The organism is Actinoplanes palleronii (assembly GCF_016862315.1).
Classification (GTDB): Bacteria; Actinomycetota; Actinomycetes; order Mycobacteriales; family Micromonosporaceae; genus Actinoplanes; species Actinoplanes palleronii.
This window is the reverse complement of sequence record NZ_BOMS01000166.1, coordinates 23,027-44,446: the sequence shown is the minus strand read 5'-3', so window position 1 is coordinate 44,446 and position 21,420 is coordinate 23,027. Positions and strand designations below refer to the sequence as shown.

The window sequence follows — 21,420 nt, the reverse complement described above, 5'->3', positions numbered from 1 at the left end:
GCGGAGAGCCGCCCGGAAGATCCGATCACAGGGGGAAGGCGGCGCGCCGCGACGTGCGAACACTGAGCGGACCGCTGACGAGGAAAGCAGGTTCCGTTGTTCCCCCATCTCTCCGGCCGTGCCACCGCGGTCACCTTCGTCGTGCTGGTCCTCGCGGTCTCCGCGGGCACCGCGACGATCGCCGAAGGTCTGGTCCTGGCGTTCTCCCCGCTGCTCGTCACGCTGCTGATGATGCTGGTGGTGACCCGCGAGGGGTATTCCCGGGCCGGGTGGCGCCGGCTCGGTCTGGCTCGGCTCGGGCTGCGCCACTGGCCGCTGGTGCTGCTCACGACCGCGGGCGTCTCGCTGGCCGCGGTCGCCACGACCGTTCTTCTGGGGTACGCCCAATGGACCGCCCCGGGCGCCGGCTGGTGGCGCGACCTGCTCGCGCTCGGCATCACCGGGCCGGTGCTCGCCCTGGGCGAGGAACTCGGCTGGCGCGGCTATCTGCAGCCCCGGCTGAGCTTCCTCGGCGAGCGGGCCGCGATGCTGGTCGTCGGCCTGGTCTGGGTCGCCTGGCACGTGCCGTACATCGTGTTCACGCCGTACTACGACGCGGACGGGAACCGATGGCTGGTGTTCGCGCTGTTCACCGGCTCGGTGCTGGCCTTCTCGGTCCTGTTCGGCCGGTTCCGTGCCGTGTCCGGCAGTGTCTGGCCGGCCGTGCTGGCCCACGTCGCGCACAACGTCACGTTCGCGGTGCTGAGCACGTACGCGATCAGCACCGACCGTCCGGTGCTGGTCAACGAGTACCTGGCCGGCGACACCGGGCTGCTGGTGCTGCTCGGCACCGCGGGGTGCGCGGCGCTGATCGGGCTCAGGGCGCGGGCCGGTGCATCGTCTGCGCCACGATGACCGCCTGCACCCGGTCACGCAGCGCGAGTTTGCGCAGCACCGATCCCAGATGGGTCTTGACGGTCGACTCGGCGACGCCCAGCCGGGCCGCGATCTCGGTGTTGGTCAGGCCCAGCCCGACCGCGGCCAGGATCTCCCGTTCCCGGGCGGTGAGCCGGTCCAGACCGGCCGGGAGCGCCGGGCGGGGGACCGGCTCCGGCGGCGGCGCGGCCAGGAACGAGTCGATCAGCCGGCGCACCAGCCGGGGTGAGACCGGCGCGTCACCGGCCGCGGCGGCCCGGATCGCGGCCACCAGCTCGGCCGGCCCGGCGTCCTTGAGCAGATAGCCGGCCGCACCGGCGCGCAGCGCGGCGACCAGCAGGTGGTCCGCGTCGAACGTGGTCAGCATGACCACCCGCGGCGGGTCCGGCAGGGCGAGCACCTGCCGGGTGGCCGCCACCCCGTCCAGGCCCGGCATCCGGATGTCCATCAGGACGACGTCGGCCCGGGTGCCGGGTTCGCGCAGGCGGGTGATCGCGGTGTGCGCGTCCCCGGCCGAGCCGGTGACGAGCAGGCCGGGGGTGGCCCGCAGGATCATCTCGAAGCCGGCGCGGACCAGTTCCTGGTCGTCGACCAGGAACACCCGGACGGGCTCGCCGCCGCTCACCGGTCACCGCCGCCCGGCTGGCTGTCGGGGGTGCCTCGAAGGTCTCGAGGCACCCCCGACGACCAGCCGGGGTCCGGACCGAACACGCCGGGGAGGGTGAGCGAGACCCGGAATCCGCGGTCCGGCGCCGGGCCGGTCTCCAGCACGCCGTCGAGCGCACCCAGCCGCTCACGCAGGCCGGCCAGCCCGTGGCCGGGGGCTGCCGGTCCGTGATCGGGGCCGGTGAGCTCGGAGCCGGGCACGGAGCGGCCGGGTGGTGGCGTGGCGTCGGGTCCTCGGCCGTCGTCCTCGACGGTGGCCCGGACGGCGTCGCCGTGGCGTTCGACCGTGAGCCGGGCGGTGGCGTCCCGGCCGGCGTGCTTGAGGACGTTCGTCAGTGCCTCGCGGACCGTGCGGAAGACCGCGAGCCGGACCGCGGCCGGCACCTCGTCGAACCAGGCGGGCGGGCCGGTCACCACGACCGGCAGCCCGGCGGCGCGCACCGCGTCGACCAGCCGCCGGAGGTCGTCGCGGTGCACCGCGTCACCGGGCGGCTCCTCGGCGGCGTCCGGCTCGTGCAGCATCGTGATCACCCCGCGCACCTCGGCGAGCGCGGTGCGCGCGGCGCCCGCGATGGTGTTGAGCACCGCCCCGGCGTCGGCCGGCCGCCACGACGGGGTGGTGCCGGCGGCGTACCCGCCCGCGTCGGCCTGCACGATCACGACGGTGAGCGAGTGCGCCACGATGTCGTGGATCTCCGCGGCCGCGAGCATCCGCCGCCGCTGCTCGGTCAGCCGGTCCCGCTGGCGCCGGGCCTCGTGCAGCTCCCGGACGTTGGCCCGGCCGCCGCGCACCAGCTCGCCGATCACCGCGATCAGTACCGAGCAGACCGCGAGCGTCACGCCGATGACCAGGGCATTGCGGGTCTGGTCCGGCGGGGTGCTCCAGCGGAGTCCGCCGGCCAGGCAGCCGGTCACGGCAAGAGCAAGAGCCAGCATGCGTACGACCGGCGAACCGACGTGCGCGGCCACCGTGTAGACGACGATCGCCTGCGCCGCGTTGGCCGGCAGCGGGATCGGCACGAGCAGCAGCTGACCGGCGAACGCGGCCGCCGACCAGCACAGCACGACGACCGGGAACCGCCGCCGGAGCACCAGCGGGGCGATCGTGACCGTGGCGACGAGCAGCCCGGTGACACCGGCCAGGGCGGCACCGGGCAGGCCCAGGACCAGCCAGGTCAGGGCGGTGAGCAGCAGGTCGAGGCGTACCGGGCGGGCTCGGAACCACCGGTCGGCGCGGGCCGCGAGGAACGTGCGCTGGTCCACTGTCCCCCTCGTCGCCGTACCCTCGCCCGGACCGTGCCCCGAGCGGCGCAGCCAGCCTAATGTCCGCCGAAATCCGCGATTCGGCACCCAAACCTTTGTTTCCAGTTGATTTCGATTCGGTCCTTGACAACGTTGTCATAGCGGGGTGAGGCTGACGATCTCTGATCCAGGTGTCCACTGTGCCTGCCTCCTTTGGAGTACGCATGACGTTGATCGGCGGCCCCCTCGCTGCCTCCCACCCGCCTCGACGATGGATCTCCGTCGCCGGTGCGCTGCTGCTGCCGCTCGGACTGCTCGCCGTCCCCTCGGCGGCCACCGCGGCGCCCCGGCCCGGCGACTTCCGCTCCTCGTTCGAGTCCACCGACCCGCAACCCGCGGCCAGCACCGCCGAGCTCGACGCGAAGGGCGCGCCGCTGCAGGGCAACCTGACCGGCTCGATCCGCACCGGGCTGCCCGGCAGCGTGCTCGACAAGGTCACCGCGGTGACCGCGAGCGCCGAGAACGCGCCGAACGAGACCGCGGTCAAGCTCAAGGACGGTGACAGCTCGACCAAGTGGCTGGTGTTCAGCCGGACCGGCTGGGCCGCCTACCAGCTGGCCGCGCCGACCACCGTGGTGAAGTACTCGCTGACCTCGGCGAACGACGCCGCCAGCCGCGACCCCAAGGACTTCGCGCTGCAGGGCTCGGCGAACGGCGCGGACTGGACCGACCTGGACAAGCGCACCGGCGAGAGCTTCAGCGGCCGGTTCGCGACGAACACCTACACGTTCACCAACACCACGGCGTACGCGTACTACCGGCTGAACATCACCGCGAACTCCGGTGACTCGCTGATCCAGCTCGCCGATTGGGACATCAGCGACGGTACGGACGTCCGCCCGCCGGCCACCCCGATGGTCAGCACGGTCGGCGCCGGACCGGTGCGGGGCTCCAACATGCTGCCGAGCGCCGGGTTCAGCGGCGTCGCGTCACTGCGGTACGCCGGTGGCGCCGACACCGCCGGGCGCTCGTACGCGACGAACCGGCTCTTCGACGTGAACATCCCGGTCGGGCCGAAGTCCCGGCTGAGCTACCGGATCTTCCCGGAGCTGACCGGGGAGAACCTGCAGTACCCGTCCACGTACGCGGCGGTCGACCTGCACTTCACCGACGGCAGCTACCTCAGCAAGCGGTCACCTGTCGACCAGCACGGTAACGCGCTCACCGGGTCCGGTCAGGGCACGTCGAAGGTGCTCTTCGCCGACGAGTGGAACGCGGTGCAGTCGGACCTCGGCGCGGTCGCGAACGGTAAGACGATCGACCGGATCCTGCTGGCGTACGACAACCCGGCCGCCACCGCGACCACCCGCTTCCAGGGCTGGCTCGACGACGTGACGGTCACCGGCACGCCCGCGCCGATCGACGGCTCGAGCCTGACCAACTTCGTCGACACGCGCCGCGGCACCAACGCCTCCGGCGGGTTCTCGCGCGGCAACAACCTGCCGATCGCGGCGCTGCCGAACGGCTTCAACTTCCTCACCCCGGTCACCAACGCGACCTCGAACTCGTGGGAGTACGTCTACCAGCGCGACAACAACGCGGCCAACCTGCCGCTGTTGCAGGGTCTCGCGGTGTCGCACGAGCCCAGCCCGTGGATGGGCGACCGCAACCAGATGTCGGTCATGCCGGTCCCGGCCGGGGGCAACCTCACCGGGGCGCCGGGCACCCGGGCCCTGGCGTTCAGCCACGACGACGAGATCGCCCGGCCCGACTACTACCGGGTCGGCCTGCAGAACGGCCTGGTCGCGCAGATGGCGCCGACCGACCACGGCGCGATCATGCAGTTCGGCTTCCCGGCCGGCGGCACGACCGGCAGCCTGGTCCTGCAGAACGGCACGTTTGTATTCGGCACAGGCACCAGCGGTACGGACGGCACCGTGACCGGCTGGGTCGACAACGGCAGCGGGCTGTCCGCCGGCCGGAGCCGGATGTTCGTGGCCGGCACGTTCGACCGCGCGCCGACCGTGACGGCGGCCGCCTCGGCCACCTTCGACCTCACGTCGAGCCCGCAGGTCACCCTGCGGTTCGCCACGTCGTTCCTCTCGGTGGACCAGGCTCGCAAGAACCTGGACCTGGAGGTCACCGGTCGCAGCCTGGACCAGATCCACGCCGCCGCGACCGCGGCCTGGAAGGACCGGCTGGCCCGGGTCGAGGTGCGCGGTGCGACCGAGACCCAGCAGGTCACGCTCTACTCGAACCTGTACCGGCTGAACCTCTACCCGAACTCCCAGTCGGAGAACACCGGCACCGCCGCGAAGCCGCACTGGCAGTACGCGAGCCCGGTGTCCGCACCGACCGGCACCTCGACCGCGACCACCACCGGCGCGAAGATCGTCGACGGTCAGATCTACGTGAACAACGGCTTCTGGGACACCTACCGCACGGTGTGGCCGGCCTACTCGCTGCTCTACCCGGACGTGGCCGCGAAGATCGCTGACGGCTTCGTCCAGCAGTACCGCGACGGCGGCTGGGTCGCCCGCTGGTCGTCACCGGGATACGCCGACCTGATGACCGGCACCAGCGCGAACGTCGCGTTCGCCGAGGCGTACCTGAACGGGGTCAAGCTCCCCGACCCGCTCGCCGCGTACGACTCCGCGGTCAAGGACGCCACGGTCGCCTCCGGGCGCAGCGCGGTCGGCCGCAAGGGCATCGAGACCTCGCTGTTCCTCGGCTACACGCCGACCTCGACCGGCGAGTCGGTGTCCTGGGCCCTCGAGGGTTTCATCAACGACTACGGCATCGGCAACATGGGTGCCGCGCTCGCCGAGGACCCGGCCACCCCGAAGGCCCGGCGCGCGCAGCTCAAGGAGGAGTCGAAGTACTTCCTCCAGCGGGCCCGCAACTACGTCAACCTGTTCGACCCGAAGTCGAAGTTCTTCCAGGGCCGGGACGCGGCCGGTACGTTCCTGAACGGTGACCCGCTGGACTGGGGCGGCGTCTACACCGAGACCGACGGCTGGAACTACGCGTTCACCGCCCAGCAGGACGGCCAGGGCCTGGCCAACCTGTACGGCGGCCGGAAGGCGCTGCAGGACAAGCTCGACGAGTTCTTCGCGACCCCGGAGAAGGCCGACCGCCCCGGCGGTTACGGCGGCACCATCCACGAGATGCTGGAGGCCCGCGCCGTCCGGCTGGGTCAGCTCGGCATGAGCAACCAGCCCTCGCACCACATCCCCTACATGTACGACTACGCCGGTGCGCCCGCCAAGACGCAGGCCATCGTGCGGGAGATCATGCAGCGGCTCTACGTCGGCGGCGAGATCGGCCAGGGCTACCTGGGCGACGAGGACAACGGCGAGATGTCCGCCTGGTACGTGCTCAGCTCGCTGGGCCTCTACCCGCTGCAGAACGGCTCGGAGAACTGGGTGATCGGCTCGCCGCAGTTCAGCCAGATGACCGTGCACCGCAAGACCGGTGACATCGTGGTCAAGGCGGAGAACAACAGCACGAAGAACGTGTACGTGCAGAGCGTCGAGGTCAACGGCCGGACGCAGCGCGGCGTGTCGATCGACTCGTCGGTCTTCACGCGCGGCGGCACCGTCGAGTTCCGGATGGGCCCGAAGCCGTCCTCCTGGGGCACCGGCAGGAACGACGTGCCGGAGTCGCTGACCAAGGGCACCGAGGCTCCCCAGCCGCTGCAGGACACCACCGGCCCCGGTCTGGGCACCGCGACCGCGACCGGCGGCCAGGACGCCGCGAAGCTGTTCGACGACTCGTCGTCCACCCAGCTGACGTTCGCCGACGCCACGCCGAAGGTCACCTGGGCGTACCGCGGCGGCAAGCAGGCGCCGACCTATTACACCGTCACCTCCGGCGCCAAGGCCGGCGACCCGGCGGACTGGAAGCTGCAGGGCTCCCGCGACGGGATCACCTGGACCACTGTGGACTCCCGCAAGGGTGAGGTGTTCACCTGGCGCAACCAGACCCGGCCCTTCAAGATCGACCGGCCGGGCCGCTTCAAGCAGTTCCGGCTGGCGGTCAGCAGGACCACCGGCGCCGAGCAGGCGAACCTCGCCGAGATCGAGCTGCTGGCCGGCGGCGACGTCCAGATCGGCGGCGGCTCGGTGACCGTGGACGGAGTGGCCACCGTACCGGCCCGCTCCGGTACCGCGGTGTCGGTTCCGCTGGCCACCGTCACCGGCGGCACCGCGGAGGAGTACCAGGCCACCGTCGACTGGGGTGACGGCACGCCGGCCACCACCGGCACGACGGTGCTGAGCTCGCGGGCGGTGTACCGCGTCAGCGGCACGCACACCTACGCCAAGCCCGGCTGGTACCAGGCCTCGGTCACCGTGGCCGACGGGACCAGCCAGGACTCGGCGACGGTCGGGGTCGACGTGGCCTACACGCCGGAGTCCGGTCTGACCGCCGCGTTCGACACCGTCTGCATCGGTGACGACGGGGTGCTCGGCGTCAACTGCGACGCGAAGACCTGGGCGTACTCGCGGGCCGCGCTCGCGGCGGCCGGAGTCACGCAGGGCAAGCCGGTGACCGTCCCCGGGACCGGGCTGCGGTTCACGCTGCCCGCCACCCCGGCCGGGCAGCCGGACAACGCGATCGGCAACGGCAGGACGATCGCGCTGAACCTGCCCGCCGACGCCACGAGCATCGCGTTCATCGGCGCCGGGACGCAGGGCAACCAGAGCACCACCGGCACGGCGACGTTCAGCGACGGGAGCACCGCGAGCATCCCGATCCAGATGAGCGACTGGACGCTCGGGGGCAACCCCAACGGCACTCCCTCGTACGGGAACGTCGTGGTGGCCAAGTCGGAATACCGGCTGCACGGCTCGGACCGGGACAGCGCGCAGCCGTTCCTGTTCGCGACGGCTCCGTACGTCGTCCCGGCCGGCAAGACGCTCGTCTCGGTGACCCTCCCGACGCAGTCCGGTGACCCCGGCTCGGCGGGACGGATCCACGTGTTCGCGGTCGCCGACGACGGCACCCCGCGTACCCCATTGGTCGTCTCGGCGGCGAAGGACCAGACAGCGACCGCGGGTCAACCGCTCACCGCGACCCTCGGCACGGTGACCGGCGGGGTCGCCGGGACCACCGGCTATCACGCCCGGGTCCAGTGGGGCGACGGCACGGTTCCGGAGGACGCCACGGTCGACGCGGCCGGAGCGATCAGCGGGACCCACACGTACGCCCAGCCGGGCACCTACCCGGTGCACGTCACCGCGTGGGACACGCTGACCGGCAGCACGGTGACCAGCACGGTGACCGTCGGCAAGGCCACCACGGCGTCCGCGAGGGCGGCCACCGTCGACCTGACCGGTGAATCCGCGCCGCCGGTGTACGCCCCGCAGGTGACGCTCTCGGTCACCGAGGGACCGCGCGGTACGGCGATCACCGTCGACGGCTCCGGTTTCGCGCCGAACGAGCCGGTTACCGGCAGCTTCGGCGCCGGGCTGACCGTCACCACCCTGCGGGCCAACGGCGACGGCGTCGTCTCCGGCGCGACGGTGAGCGTGCCGGGCGCGGCGACACCGGGCGCCACCGGGGTCACGCTGGCCGGCACCGACTCGGCGACCACGGTGGAGGTGCCGTTCACGGTCACTGACTGACGGTTTCCCCTGCCCGCCGATGGGCCAGCCATGATCATGGCTGGCCCATCGGCCTGTTCACCGAGCACGCTGGAAGATGTGGCTGACCTGGGGTGGCTGCCAGAGTCGGCGCATGGCATACATCGATCTCGGCGTGGACGAGAAGACCTTCCCTGGCATCACCGGACCGATGAGTTACCGGCCGGAGACGGCGAAGCCGCTCAACGAACTGGCCGAGGTGCTGCTGCGGGCGCCCCACTCGCTGCCGGCCGCGGACCGGGAGCTCATCGCGGCGTACGTGTCCGGCCGGAACGAGTGCGAGTTCTGCTGCAACTCGCACACCGCGTTCGCGGTCGCGCAGTACGCCGCGGCGGACACCGCCGACGGCGCCTCGATCGTGGCGCAGGTCCGCGCGGATCTCGACAGCGCGCCGGTCACGGCCAAGCTGAAGGCGCTGCTGCGGATCGCCGGCGCGGTCCAGCAGACCGGCCGCGCGGTCACCCCGGAGCTGATCGAGGCGGCGCGGGCCGAGGGCGCCACCGACCTCGAGCTGCACGACACGGTGCTCATCGCGGCCGCGTTCTGCATGTTCAACCGCTATGTGGACGGCCTCGGGACGTTCGCGCCGCCCGCGCCGGAGGACTACACGCCGATGGCCCAGCGGATCGTCGAGCAGGGCTACGGGATCCCGGTGCAGCTCTGACCAGGACTTGAACACCCCTGCTAGCCTCCCTCGAAAACGTCGCGGCGGAACGGACCCGTCCCAACGTAGAAAATCAGGCTCGCGCGCCCTACAGTGTGCGAACCGATCGATCGAGGAGGGTTCCGTGGCAGAGCCGCCACCCGAGCAACGTATTCCGACGGATGCCGCGAGACCCGCGGCGACCGAGGCGCCCCAGCTGCTGGTGATGCCCCCGACCGACGCGATCCCGTCGATGGTCTGGCCCGGTGCGGACGGGGAGACCGCGTGGGCGATCCCGGTGCAGATCCCGGCCGGGACTCGGGGGTATGCGCTGTTCGTACCGATGGTCGCGCTGCAGCCCGCGGCGGCGGCCGAGCCCGCGGCCGCCGCGCCGCCCGCCGCGGTGCCGCGGGTAACCGAGTCGGTGCCCGCGCCGTCGGTGGTGCCGGCGCCGGCTGCTCCCGAGGCCCCGGTTGTTGCCGAGGCCCCGGCTCCTCCTGAGGCCCCGGCTGCTCCCGAGGCCCCGGCTGAGGCTCCCGCTGCCGCTGCCGCTGCCGCCGCTCCTGCTGCTGCCGCTGAAGACGAAGTGGACGAGGCGAGGCCGGCTGTTTTCGCTCCGGTTCCGGCGCGGGTCTCCTCCGCCCCCGGCACCCGGCCGAACCCGGCCCGCGAGCCGGTGCACCCCTACCGCCGCTACGAGCCGGAGCCCACCGCCTGGCAGACGTTCCGGGAGAAGCACTGGCCCGGCCCGGTCGCGGTCAAGGGCTGGACCGTCCCGGCGGGCGTGCTCGCCGGCGCGCTCGGCGTCGCGGCGTTCGTGCCGCTGGGCCGGACCGGCATCGGCTGGTTCCTCGGTTTCCTGGTGCTCGCCGCCGGTGTCGTGGCCGCCGTCCGGCGCTCCGCGGACCTGCCGCACTCCGAACGCTGGATCCGGTCCGGATGGGCCGCGGCGGCGCTCGCCCTGCTCCTGGTCCCGGCGTTCCGCAACGCGTGGTGGCTGGTGACCTTCAGCGTCCTCGGCGCGCTCGGCTGCGCGGCCCTCGCGATCGTGGGCGGCCGGCTCGTCCGATCGATCCTGTTCAGCCTGGTGGCCGCACCGTACGCGGCGTTCCGCGGCCTGCCGTGGGTGCGCAAGCACGTCCGGGCCAGCCGCAACACCGGGATCGCCCGGCGGATCGGCTTCTCGGCCGGCCTCACCCTCGTGGTCCTGTTCGTCTTCGGCGCGCTGCTGTCCTCCGCCGACGCGGTGTTCTCGGAGTGGCTCGACGACGCGGTGCCGGACTTCAACGTCGGTTCGGTGTTCCAGTGGATCTTCCTGGCCGTGGTCGGTGGCCTGGTCGCGGTCTCCGGCATCTACACGCTGTCGGCGCCGCCCGCGACGTCCAGCCTGGACACTCCGGGCCGGGGCCGGTTCGGCCTGGTCGAGTGGGCGCCGATGGCGTCCGCGCTGGTCCTGCTGTTCGCCGGGTTCGTGGTCGTGCAGTTCACCTCGCTGTTCGGCGGTTCCGGGCACGTGCCGAAAACCTCCGGGCTCAGCTACGCCGAGTACGCCCGCAGCGGCTTCTGGCAGCTGGTCGCGGTCACGCTGCTCTCGCTGGCCCTGCTCGCCGCGCTGGCCCGGTGGGCCAAGCGGGACGAGCCGATCGAACGGATCCTGCTCCGCGTCCTGCTCGGCCTGCTCTGCGCGCTGAGCGTGGTCATCGTGGTGTCGGCGCTGTCCCGGATGTGGGAGTACCAGCGGGTCTACAGCTTCACCGGCGAGCGCATCTTCGTGATGTCGTCGGAGATCCTGCTCGGCGTCATCTTCGTGATGATCGCGGTGGCCGGGATCCGCTGGCAGGGCCGGTGGATCCCGCAGACCACCGTCGCTCTCGCCGTGCTGATGCTGCTCGGCCTCGCGGTCCTCGACCCGGAGGGCTACGCGGCCAGCCGCAACGCCGTCCGCTACGAGGCCACCGGCAAGATCGACGCCTGGTACCTGCGGGCCCTTTCCGCCGACGCGACCCCGGCTCTGACCCGCCTGCCCGACCCGGTCCGGCGCTGCACGCTGAGCTGGATCGCCGACGACCTGAAAGAGCCCGACCCCTGGTACGCGTGGAACCTCGGCCGCGCGCGGGCCCGGGAGGCCCTCGACAAGCTCGGCAAGTCGGCGATCGGCAATCACGCCGACTGCCGGGCCGCCGACCAGTTCGACCTGCCCAAGAAACGCCGCTGACCCACCCGCTCACCCTCGGCGAGCCCGGCCTCCGCTTTCAGCGGTCCGGGCTCGCCGCCTGTCCGGCCCGCGCTCCGGACGGTCACCCCGGTGATCTCATGCGGTCTCCAGGACGGCCGATTGTCGGGGGCATGACGTCGGCCACCTCGGGGGGCGTGATGCAACCGTGATCGGGTCGGGGACGTCAGGGAGTCGTGAAAACAAGTCGCGTATCGGCTCTGGCCGCGCTCTTCCTGCTGGCCGGCTGTGGCACGGCGGTGCAGGCGGGCGGTCAGCGGCCGCCCGGCCCGGCACCGTCGCCCGCGGTCGTCCCGGCGTCGGTCAAGCCGACCCCGCGGGCACCGGCCCGGATTACCTACCCGGCGTCCGGGAGCGGCAAGTTCACCGTCGCCGCGGGGGAGTCCGCGGCACCGGCCGGCAAGAAGGGTGACCTGCTCCGCTACCGGGTCGTGGTGGAACGCGACATCCGCGGGATCTCCGCCGCCCGGTTCGCCACCGTGGTCACCGCGACGCTGCGGGATCCGCGCAGCTGGACGGCGGGCGGTGAGTGGCGCCTGCAGCGGGTCGGTCCCGGCGCCGAGGCGGATTTCACCGTACGCCTGGTCACCCCGAAGACCCGCGACGCGATCTGTGCCGGCGCCCCGGACGGCTACACCTCCTGCCGCACCCACGACGACGTGGTGGTGAACGTCGCGCGATGGGCGAAAGGCGTGCCCGGGTACGGCGCGAGCCTCGACGCCTACCGCCAGTATGTGATCAACCACGAGGTCGGCCACCGGCTCGGTCAGGCGCACGAACTGTGCCCGGCAGACGGCGGCCCGGCACCGGTGATGCAGCAGCAGACCCTCGGCCTGCACGGCTGCACCGCGAACGCGTGGCCGTACCTGAACGGCGAACGGCACCGTGGCCGGATCGGTGCCTACGACGACGAGGTGCCGCCCCGCGACCGAGGCCGGGACTGACTTTCCCGCGCGGATCCGTGATGCTCCTAGGGGATCCACCGATATCGGTTTCGACCCGAGGGAGCCGCATGCATCCGATGCTGCAGCGTCTGGACGATCTCGCCGCCCACCTGGCCACCCGTGCCGACACCGTCGCGCTGCTCGGCCTCGGCTCGGCCGGTGCACAGCGGGGCCGCCTGGACGACCACTCCGACCTGGACTTCTTCCTGATCGTCGAGGACGGCGCGACCACCCGGTACGCGACCGCGACGGACTGGCTGGCGGTGCCCTGCCCGGTGGTCTACAGCTTCGCGAACGAGCGGCACGGCCGGAAGGCGCTCTACGCGGACGGCATCTTCGTGGAGTACGCCGTGTTCACCGTCGCCGAGGTGCACCGCGTCCCGTTCCGCGGCGCGCGGGTGGTGTGGCGCCGCGCGGACGCCCCGCCCGGCCTGACCGAGTCGGACGCCCCGGTGCCCCGCCCGCCGTACGACACCGTCGAGTACCACCTCAACGAGGCGCTCACCAACCTCTACGTGGGACTGCACCGGGAGTTGCGCGGCGAGCACCTGAGCGCGGCCCGGTTCATCCAGGGCCACGCGGTCGATCGGGTGATCGCGCTGTTGCGGCTCAGCGAGGGCGAACCGCCGTACCGTGATGCCTTTGATTCAAGCCGGCGCGTCGAGCGGACCTATCCGCCGCAGGTTCTTCCGCTCGCGGCGATGGTCCCGGGCTACCGCGGCAACGTCGCGGCGGCCCGGGCGATCCTGGACTGGCTCGGCGACCGGTTCCCGATCCCGGCACCGATCGGTACGGCCATCGACGGGCTGCTCAGTAGCTGATCGGCAGTCCGGCGTAGTTCTCCGCCAGGCCGGTCGCGCCGGCCTGGCTGGAGGCCACCCACCGCAGCTGGGACAGCTGCAGCTCGGCGTCGAACGGGTCACCCGAGGTGTGCAGCATGGTGGTCATCCACCAGGAGAAGTGCGTGCACCGCCAGACGCGTCGCTGCGCCGCGTCCGAATACGCGTCGGCGAGCGCGTCGTCACGCTCCTTCACCCGCGCGACCAGGGCCTTGCTGAGCAGCGCCACGTCGGCGATCGCCAGGTTGAGGCCCTTGGCGCCGGTCGGTGGCACGATGTGCGCGGCGTCGCCGGCCAGGAACAGGTTGCCGTGCCGCATCGGGGTCTGCACGTAGCTGCGCATCGGCAGCACGCTCTTGTCGGTGATCGGCCCGGGGTTCAGTTTCCAGCCGTCCTGCCCGTGCCCGAGCCGGGTGGCGAGCGCGTCCCAGATCCGGTCGTCGGACCAGGACGCCGGGTCGGTGCCGTTGGGCACCTGCAGGTAGAGGCGGCTCACGGTGGCCGAGCGCATCGAGTGCAGGGCGAAGCCGTCCGGGTGCCAGGCATAGATCAATTCGTCGGTCGAGGGAGCGACGTCGGCCAGGATGCCGAACCAGGAATAGGGATAGACCTTTTCGTACGCGGTGGCAGCCGGCACCGCCGCCCGGGACGGCCCGAACGAACCGTCACAACCGGCGATCACCGCGGCGTCCAGCCGTTGTTCGTGCCCGCTCGCGTCGAGAAACGTCACGTAGGGCCGGTCGGACGTCACGTCGTGCAGGGCGACGTCGCCGACCTCGTAGTGGATCTCCTGGCCGGCGGCGCGACGGGCCGCGATCAGGTCCTTCTGCACCTCGGTCTGGCCGTAGACCCAGACACTGCGCCCGGTCAGGTCGACGAAGTCGAGGTGCTTGCGTTCGCCCGGCCACTGGAGATGGATGCCGCGGTGCTCGTCGCCCTCGGCGCGCAGCCGGGCGCCCAGCCCGGCCGACTCGAGCAGCTCGACGCTGGAGTGCTCGAGGATGCCGGCCCGGATCCTGGCCGCCACATACTCCTCCGAGCGGGTCTCCAGGACCACGGAGTCGACGCCGCCCTGGGCGAGCAGATGGGACAGGAGGAGGCCGGCCGGGCCCGCGCCGATGATGGCGACCTGGGTACGCATGCCCCCAACCTGCCCCGGCGGTCAGCCGCGGGCAAGGCCCTGTTTCCACTGAACGGAAGCCAGCGTCCGGCCGATCCCCTGCGCGGCCACCTGCAGCGCGGACACCAGCCGGGGCAGCTGCCGGCGCAGGTCGGGCACCACGATCCCGAGCGCCGCCACCACCTCGTCGCCGTTGCGCACCGGCACGGCCACCGAGCACGCGCCCAGGGTCATCTCCTCGCCGGTCGTCGCGTACCCCTCGGCGCGGACCCGGCGCAGCTGCTCCAGCACCCGGGCCGGCTGCGTGATCGTGTACGCGGTGACCCGGCTCAGCCGGCCCAGCGCGGCCGTCCGCACCTCCTCCGGCGCGTACGCCAGCAGCACCTTCCCGACCCCGGTGGCGTGCAGCGGCAGCCGCGAGCCGATCTTGCTGATCACCGGCACCGACACGTGCCCGGCCAGCCGGTCGATGTAGAGCACCTCCACGCCGTCCCGGACGGCCAGGTGCACGGTGGCCAGGGTGGCGCCGTAGAGGTCGTGCAGGAACGGGCTGGCCACGGTGCGCAGGCCGGTCTGCACCGGGGCGAGCAGGCCGAGCTGCCAGATCCGGCGGCCGATCACGTACTCGCCGGTCGGCTCGCGGGCCAGGGCGCCCCACTCCCGCAGCTCGCCGACCAGCCGGTGGGTGGTGGCGAGCGGGGTGCCGGAGCGGCGGGCCAGCTCGCTGAGGGTGAGGGCGCGGTGCTCCGCGTCGAACGCGCCGAGCAGGTCGAGGGCGCGCGCTGTCACACTCTTCGCCACTCGCGCGGTCCCCCTTTTTCCACTCAGCGGAAGAACTGTATCGCCGTGGGGCGGCCGAGCGCCTAGCGTCCCGAGGGTGAACACGCAGTCGGACATCAACCAGGAGATCGCCGCGGCCGCGCAGCAGCCGGGCGGCCCGCAGCCGAAGATCGACTATCCGCCGTATCGCAGCAGCGCCCTGCGGCACCCCAAGCAGCCGCTCCAGCTGATCGACCCGGAGTCGGTCGAGCTGTGGGCGCCGGCCTTCGGGCACCGCGACGTCGCCGACGACGAGGCCGACCTGACCATCCAGCACGCCGGCACCCCGCTCGGCGAGCGGATCGTGGTCACCGGCCGGGTGCTCGACGGCGACGGCCGCCCGGTGGCGAACCAGCTCGTCGAGGTGTGGCAGGCGAACGCGGCCGGCCGCTACCGGCACCAGCGGGACCAGCACCCGGCGCCGCACGACCCGAACTTCACCGGGGTGGGCCGGATGCTGACCGGGCCGGACGGGACGTACCGGTTCCAGACCATCAAGCCGGGCCCGTACCCGTGGCGCAACCACCTGAACGCGTGGCGGCCCGCGCACATCCACTTCTCGCTCTTCGGGTCCGACTTCACCCAGCGCCTGATCACCCAGATGTACTTCCCGGGCGACCCGCTCTTCCCCTACGACCCGATCTACCAGTCGATCACCGACCCGAAGTCCCGGGAACTGCTGATCGCCCAGTACGACCACGACCTCACCACCCCGGAGTGGAACACCGGATACCGTTGGGACATCGTGCTCACCGGCACCCACCGCACTCCGCTCGACACCGAGGACAACGACTCATGAGCGCGGTTCCGGGCCAGACCGTCGGCCCCTTCTTCCACCTCGGTCTGGCGTACCCGCAGATGAACGAGCTGGTGCCGCCGGCGCATCCGCGCGCGGTCCGGCTGCACGGCCGGGTCACCGACGGCGCGGGCGCCCCGGTGCCGGACGCGGTGATCGAGATCTGGCAGGCCGACCCGCAGGGGCACGTGGTGCGCCGGCCGGGCTCGCTGCGCCGCGACGGGTGGACGTTCACCGGGTGGGGGCGGGCCGCCACCGACCCGGACGGGTTCTACTCGTTCGCGACGCTGGAGCCGGCGCCGACCGAGACCGGGAAGCCGGCGTTCTTCGCGGTGACCGTGTTCGCCCGGGGGCTGCTCGACCGGCTCTTCACCCGGGCGTACCTGCCGGACGACACGGACGCGCTGGCAGCCGACCCGCTGCTGTCCACGCTCGGCCCGCAACGCCGCGCCACGCTGGTCACCGAGCGGTCCGAGCAGTCACTGCTCTTCGACATCCGGTTGCAGGGCGACGGCGAGACGGTCTTCCTCAGCTATCCACGGCTGCGGGACGCCTGGGCGTGAGCGACCTCCTCTGGCCCGGTGACCACCGGGCCGGCGACCTGTTCACCGACGCGGCCGTGATCGCGGCCATGATCCGCGTCGAGCACGCCTGGCTCACCGCCCTGGCCACCCAGGGCCTCGCCGACATCACCGTCCCGGACGACCTGGCCGCCCTGATCACCCCGGACGACCACCCGGCCCTGGCCGTCGCCGCGGAATCCGGCGGCAACCCGCTGATCCCGCTGCTCAAGCTGCTCCGCTCCCGTCTGCGTGGGCGCAACACCGCCGCGGCCGGCTGGCTGCACAAGGGCCTGACCAGCCAGGACGTCGTCGACACCGCGCTGGTCCTGTGCCTGCGCGACGCCGTCACCCGGATCCGCACCGACGTGCGCGCCCAGATCGGCACGCTCGCCCGCCTGGCCGGCGAGCACCGGGAGACCCGGATGGCCGGCCGGACGCTCACCCAGCACGCGATCCCGATCACGTTCGGCCTGAAAGCGGCCGGCTGGCTCACCGGCGTCCTCGACGCGCGCGAGCAGCTCGCCGCCGCGGCGGCACTGCCGATCCAGGTGGGTGGCGCGGCCGGCAGCCTGGCCGCGCCGACCGCGGTGGCGGGTGACCCGGGCCGGGCGCGGGCGCTGGTCGCGGTCACCGCGGAGCACCTCGGCCTGCCGCTGCGCGAACCGTGGCACACCAGCCGGGCCCCGCTGACCCGGGTCGCCGACGCGTTCGTGACCTGCACCGACGCCTGGGGCCGGATCGCCAACGACGTGCTTGTCGGGTCGCGCCCCGAGGTGCACGAGCTGATCGAGGGCGGTGCCGAGGGCAAGGGCGGCTCGTCGGCCATGCCGAACAAGCAGAACCCGGTGCACGCCGTGCTGATCAAACGGGCGGCGCTGGCCGGCCCGCCGTTCGCGGCCCTGGTCCACGCGGGCGCGGCGGCCGCGGTCGACGAGCGCCCGGACGGCGGCTGGCACGTGGAGTGGGCCACCCTGCGGACGCTGGCCCGTCGTACCGTGGTGGCCGGCGCGCAGACCGCCGAGCTGCTGGCCGGTCTGCGGGTGGACACCGGCCGGATGCTGGCCACCCTGCACGACGCCCGGCCGGACATCGACGCCGAACAGCAGTCGATCAGCCCGGGAGCGCCGCCGGACCAGCCCTATCTGGGCGCCACCGACGAGATCATCGACGCGGTCCTGGCCCGCGCTAAGGAGACTCCGTGGAAATTGCACTGACCGCGACCGTCTTCACCGACGCCCCCGGCCGTCCGCTGCTGCTGCTCGGCTCGTCCGTCGGCACCTCGGCCGAGACGCTGTGGGCACGCTGCGCCGACCGGCTCTACGGCCGCTACCACGTGGTCGGCTTCGACCTGCCCGGTCACGGCCGCAGCGCACCGGCGAGCGGCCCGTTCACCATCGCCGACCTGGCCCGCGGCGTGCTCGCCCTGGCCGACGGTCTCCGGCCCGGCGAGAGTTTTCTGTACGCGGGCGACTCGATCGGCGGCGCGATCGGCCTGCAACTGCTGCTCGACGCGCCGGCCCGGGTCACCGCCGCGGCCGTGCTCTGCACCGGCGCCAAGATCGGCGAGGCGGACCTGTGGCACGAGCGGGCCGCGCTGGTGCGGGCCAAGGGCACCGACGCGGTGGTGGCCGGCTCGATCGAGCGCTGGTTCGCCCCCGGGTTCCTGGACCGCTTCCCGGCCGAGGGTGAGGCGCTGCTCGGCGCGCTGCGCGCGACCGACGACGAGAGCTATGCGCAGGCGTGCGAGGCGTTGGCCGATTTTGACGTACGGGATCGGCTCGCCGAAATCGCCGCGCCTCTGCTCGCCGTCGCCGGAGGTCAGGACCGCCCCACCCCGCCGGACGGTCTGCGCCTGATCGCGGACAGCGCCCTGCGTGGCCGCCTGGTCGTCCTCGACGAGGTCGCCCACCTGGCACCGGCCGAGTCCCCGGAGGTCGTGGCGTTCCTGCTCGACCAGCACTTCGACGAGTCCCGCGCGGCCGGCATCGCGGTCCGCCGTGAGGTCCTCGGCCCGGCCCACGTCGACCGGGCGACCGCCGCCACCACGGCCTTCACCCGCGACTTCCAGGACCTGATCACCCGGTACGCCTGGGGCGAGATCTGGACCCGCCCCGGCCTGGACCGCCGTAGCCGCTCCCTGGTGACGCTGACCGCGCTCGTCGCTCTCGGCCACCACGAGGAGCTGGCCATGCACGTCCGCGCCGCCCGCACCAACGGCCTGACCGTCGAGGAGATCCAGGAAGTCCTGCTGCAGACCGCGATCTACTGCGGCGTCCCCGCCGCCAACACGGCCTTCCGCATCGCCCAGTCCGCCCTCACCGACGTCTGATTAGTAGCGCCGGCGATACTATCGGCGGCGATAGTATCGCCGCCGATAGTAATGTCAGGCGGGTTGTTCGGCGACCGGGTGGCGCAGGCCCGGGTGGCCGGCCGGGAGGGTGCGCTGGATGACCCACCAGCTGACCGCCAGGCACGCGGCGACCAGTGGCCAGCTCAGCACGATCCGTGCCCCCGCGAGGGCCCCGGTCTGGCCGGCGGCGTAGAGCGGCAGGAAGACCGCGACCCGGATGACGTACTGCAGCACCCAGACCCAGCTGGCCCGGGAGTACGCCTTGAGCAGCTCCGGGTCCCGGCGCCAGCGGGTCCGCTGGCCCAGGACCGCGCCGACCACCAGGCCGAGCAGCGGCCAGCGGACCACGATGCTGAGCACCCAGACGAGCACGCTCGCGCCGTTGCTGAGCAGCTGGAGCAGGAAGAAGTCCTCGGCCTTGCCGGTGTGCAGCGCGATCAGCGCGGCGACGCACACGCCGAGCAGACCGATCAGGACCGCGCGGGGCTTGTCACCACGCCGCAGCCGCCAGGCGACCACGCCGAGCGCGCAGATCAGCGCGCCGGCCGCACCCGCCCCGATCGAGTGGAAGAGCAGCCAGCCGGCCAGGTAGCCGACGGCCGGCCACGACGCGTCGACGGCGGCGCGCCGCCCGTTGAGCAATTCCGCCAGTGATTCCGGCTGCGCCATCTCCACCCGCCCGTTCCGAAGTTAGGCGAGCCTAACCCCCGGTCGTGTTCCGGAACCAGACCGGGGTTCCGGCGCGTCGCGCAGGTACGCGTCCAGATCGCCGTCCGGCATCGGCGCACCGACGTGCCGGCCCTGCGCCAGACCGAATCCGGCTTCCCGTACGCCTCGGGCCTGCGCCGCGGTCTCCACCCCCTTGGCGACGGCCTCGATGCCCAGGCTGCCGGCCAGTCGCGCGACGGCCCGCGCCACCGTGGCGTGCCGGCCGTCCTCGGTGATCCGGGCGGTGAACGCCGGGTCCAGTTTGATCACGTCCACCGGCGCGTTCACCAGCAGCGACAGCGACGATCGGCCGGTGCCGAAGTCGTCAAGGGCGATCCGGACGCCGAGCGCGCGCACCCGGTGCAGGGTCGCCAGCACGGTCTCGTCCTCGACCGCTGCCGACTCGGTGACCTCGATGATCAGCCGGCTCGGCGCCAGGCCGGTCGTCGCGAGGGCGGCGGCCACCCGGTCGGCGAACCGGGGCTCGCGCAGCTCGTGCGCCGAGGTGTTGAGGTAGGTCGCCGGCGGGCCGGTGCGGCGGCAGACGGCGCCGAGCATCCACTCGCCCAGCGCCGCGATCAGGCCACCGCGCTCGGCGGCCGCTACGAACTCGGTCGGCGGCACCCATCCCCGAGCCGGGTCCCGCCACCGGGCGAGCGCCTCCACCCCGCTGACCTGCCCGTCGTCGAGCCGGACGATCGGCTGGTAGTGCACCGACAGCCGACCGGCGGTGAGCGCCTGGCGCAGCGCGGTGAGCATCGCCGACTGGTCCACGACCCGGGTCCGCATCCCGGGCCGGTGGTACGCGTACCGCCCCTTGCCGCCGTCCTTCGCCTCGTACAGCGCGATGTCGGCGTGCCGCAGCAGGTCGTCACCGCTGTCGCCGGGCCGGGCCTGTGCCACCCCGATGCTGGCGCGCGGGGTGAGCGGGTGCCCGCCGGCGTCGACGGTACGGCCGAGCGCCGCCGTGATCCGCCGTACCGTGCGTGCCACCTGCCAGCGGCTGCTGTCCTCGAGCAGCACGGCGAACTCGTCGCCGCCGAGCCGGGCCACGGTGTCGCCGTCGTCCAGCCCGTCGTGCAGCCGGGCGGTCACCGCGATCAGGAACTGGTCGCCGACGTCGTGGCCCAGGCTGTCGTTCACCGCCTTGAAGTCGTCGAGGTCGATCAGGAGCACGGCCGGCGGGTGGGTGCCGGCCCGCGCGACCGCCTCGGTCAGCCGCCGGGTGAACAGGGCCCGGTTGGCCGCGCCGGTGAGCGGGTCGGTGTCGGCGAGGACCCGGAGCCGGTCCTCCAGGGCGCGCCGCTCGGTGATGTCCAGCATCGCGCCGGCCAGCCCGCGGACCGCGCCGTGCTCGTCGGTGAGGATGCCCTTGTAGAACGTGACGTCGTGCAGGGTGCCGTCGGCGTACCGGACCTGGGCCTCGTAGACCTGTTTGCCGCCCGCGTCGAGCAGGGCCTGGTCGGCGGCGGCGTACACGTCGGCCATCTCGGGTGACCAGATCTGGTGCACGGTGCGCCCGATGATCCGGTTGCGGGGCACACCCACGTACGCCTCGAAGGCCGTGTTGCACGCGCCGTAGGCCCCGTCGGCGTCCTTGCTGAAGATCGGCGCGGGGATGTTGTCGATCGCGGTCTGCAGCTGCTGCACGGTCCGGGCGGCCTGCCGGGCGGCGTCCTCGGTGAGCAGCACCCCGGCGGTGCCGGTGAACCCGGCCGCGCGCAGCCCGGCGAGCTTCTCACCGGCCTGGCCGAGGTCATCGGCCTCGACCACGACGTGCTCAGGCGCGTGTGTCATGGGCCGCCCATCGGCGCGGCACCGGGGCACATGAGGGGAGTGGTGGGTGAGGAACGAGGCTGGGCGGCCCCGTTCCCCACCCTGGGGATTCACTACAGCACTGCGCGGGGAAACGGTTGTAGGGGACGGATGGGAGCGCT

16 protein-coding genes are annotated in these 21,420 nt (G+C 72.7%); 10 read left to right on the top strand and 6 right to left on the bottom strand.

The genetic code is table 11. The features are described from left to right. Positions 1–96: 96 nt before the first annotated feature. The gene (locus tag Apa02nite_RS46375; protein ID WP_203830841.1) at positions 97–894 is read left to right on the top strand and encodes a CPBP family intramembrane glutamic endopeptidase; all 798 of its coding nucleotides are present in this window, start codon (positions 97–99) and stop codon (positions 892–894) included. Here Apa02nite_RS46375 and Apa02nite_RS46370 read toward each other — a convergent pair. Further along, positions 857–1,540 (bottom strand): response regulator, encoded by a 684-nt coding sequence (locus Apa02nite_RS46370; RefSeq protein WP_275412911.1) that lies wholly within the window; start codon positions 1,538–1,540, stop codon positions 857–859. The genes Apa02nite_RS46375 and Apa02nite_RS46370 overlap by 38 nt on opposite strands. Next, positions 1,537–2,844 carry a sensor histidine kinase gene (locus tag Apa02nite_RS46365; RefSeq protein ID WP_203830840.1) on the bottom strand — a complete coding sequence of 436 codons (1,308 nt, stop codon included), beginning with the start codon at positions 2,842–2,844 and terminating at the stop codon, positions 1,537–1,539. The genes Apa02nite_RS46370 and Apa02nite_RS46365 overlap by 4 nt, the downstream gene beginning before the upstream one ends. A gap of 203 nt (positions 2,845–3,047) precedes the next feature. Between Apa02nite_RS46365 and Apa02nite_RS46360 the strand changes: the two genes are divergently transcribed. From Apa02nite_RS46360 to Apa02nite_RS46340, 5 genes are all read left to right on the top strand, one after another. Then, positions 3,048–8,450, top strand: a complete 5,403-nt coding sequence (locus Apa02nite_RS46360; RefSeq protein ID WP_203830839.1) for a GH92 family glycosyl hydrolase — start codon at positions 3,048–3,050, stop codon at positions 8,448–8,450. 112 nt (positions 8,451–8,562) lie between these two features. Then, entirely contained in the window at positions 8,563–9,132 is a 570-nt protein-coding gene (locus Apa02nite_RS46355) for a carboxymuconolactone decarboxylase family protein (protein WP_203830838.1), read from the top strand. 124 nt (positions 9,133–9,256) lie between these two features. After that, positions 9,257–11,326, top strand: coding sequence for a DUF4153 domain-containing protein (locus Apa02nite_RS46350; protein WP_239165046.1), 2,070 nt, complete (start codon positions 9,257–9,259; stop codon positions 11,324–11,326). Between the two features lie 194 nt (positions 11,327–11,520). Beyond that, entirely contained in the window at positions 11,521–12,288 is a 768-nt protein-coding gene (locus tag Apa02nite_RS46345) for a DUF3152 domain-containing protein (protein WP_203830837.1), read from the top strand. A gap of 68 nt (positions 12,289–12,356) precedes the next feature. Next, the gene (locus Apa02nite_RS46340; protein WP_203830836.1) at positions 12,357–13,109 is read left to right on the top strand and encodes a hypothetical protein; all 753 of its coding nucleotides are present in this window, start codon (positions 12,357–12,359) and stop codon (positions 13,107–13,109) included. Here Apa02nite_RS46340 and Apa02nite_RS46335 read toward each other — a convergent pair. Together Apa02nite_RS46335 and Apa02nite_RS46330 are read right to left on the bottom strand one after the other, a co-directional pair. After that, a complete protein-coding gene (locus tag Apa02nite_RS46335) occupies positions 13,099–14,268 on the bottom strand; it encodes a 4-hydroxybenzoate 3-monooxygenase (protein ID WP_203830835.1) in 1,170 nt (389 codons plus the stop codon). The genes Apa02nite_RS46340 and Apa02nite_RS46335 overlap by 11 nt on opposite strands. 21 nt (positions 14,269–14,289) lie before the next feature. Further along, positions 14,290–15,048, bottom strand: a complete 759-nt coding sequence (locus tag Apa02nite_RS46330) for an IclR family transcriptional regulator (RefSeq protein ID WP_203830834.1) — start codon at positions 15,046–15,048, stop codon at positions 14,290–14,292. Between the two features lie 76 nt (positions 15,049–15,124). Here Apa02nite_RS46330 and pcaH point away from each other — a divergent pair, with 76 nt between their 5' ends. From pcaH to pcaDC, 4 genes are read left to right on the top strand one after another with little or no spacing between them, the layout of a single operon-like run. Then, positions 15,125–15,865: a protocatechuate 3,4-dioxygenase subunit beta gene (gene pcaH, locus Apa02nite_RS46325; RefSeq protein ID WP_203830833.1), complete on the top strand. Its 741-nt coding sequence runs from the start codon at positions 15,125–15,127 to the stop codon at positions 15,863–15,865. Continuing rightward, positions 15,862–16,425 (top strand): protocatechuate 3,4-dioxygenase subunit alpha, encoded by a 564-nt coding sequence (gene pcaG / locus Apa02nite_RS46320; RefSeq protein WP_203830832.1) that lies wholly within the window; start codon positions 15,862–15,864, stop codon positions 16,423–16,425. The genes pcaH and pcaG overlap by 4 nt, the downstream gene beginning before the upstream one ends. Further along, on the top strand, positions 16,422–17,639 hold the full coding sequence (locus tag Apa02nite_RS46315) for a lyase family protein (RefSeq protein WP_203830831.1): 1,218 nt from the start codon (positions 16,422–16,424) through the stop codon (positions 17,637–17,639). Before pcaG ends, Apa02nite_RS46315 begins: the two co-directional genes overlap by 4 nt. After that, positions 17,624–18,754, top strand: coding sequence for a bifunctional 3-oxoadipate enol-lactonase/4-carboxymuconolactone decarboxylase PcaDC (pcaDC, locus tag Apa02nite_RS52570; RefSeq protein WP_239165045.1), 1,131 nt, complete (start codon positions 17,624–17,626; stop codon positions 18,752–18,754). Before Apa02nite_RS46315 ends, pcaDC begins: the two co-directional genes overlap by 16 nt. Before the next feature lie 54 nt (positions 18,755–18,808). Here pcaDC and Apa02nite_RS46305 read toward each other — a convergent pair whose 3' ends face one another. Then, positions 18,809–19,444: a DUF3159 domain-containing protein gene (locus Apa02nite_RS46305; protein WP_203830848.1), complete on the bottom strand. Its 636-nt coding sequence runs from the start codon at positions 19,442–19,444 to the stop codon at positions 18,809–18,811. Positions 19,445–19,465: 21 nt separating this feature from the next. Next, positions 19,466–21,280, bottom strand: coding sequence for a putative bifunctional diguanylate cyclase/phosphodiesterase (locus tag Apa02nite_RS46300; RefSeq protein ID WP_203830830.1), 1,815 nt, complete (start codon positions 21,278–21,280; stop codon positions 19,466–19,468). Positions 21,281–21,420 lie beyond the last annotated feature (140 nt).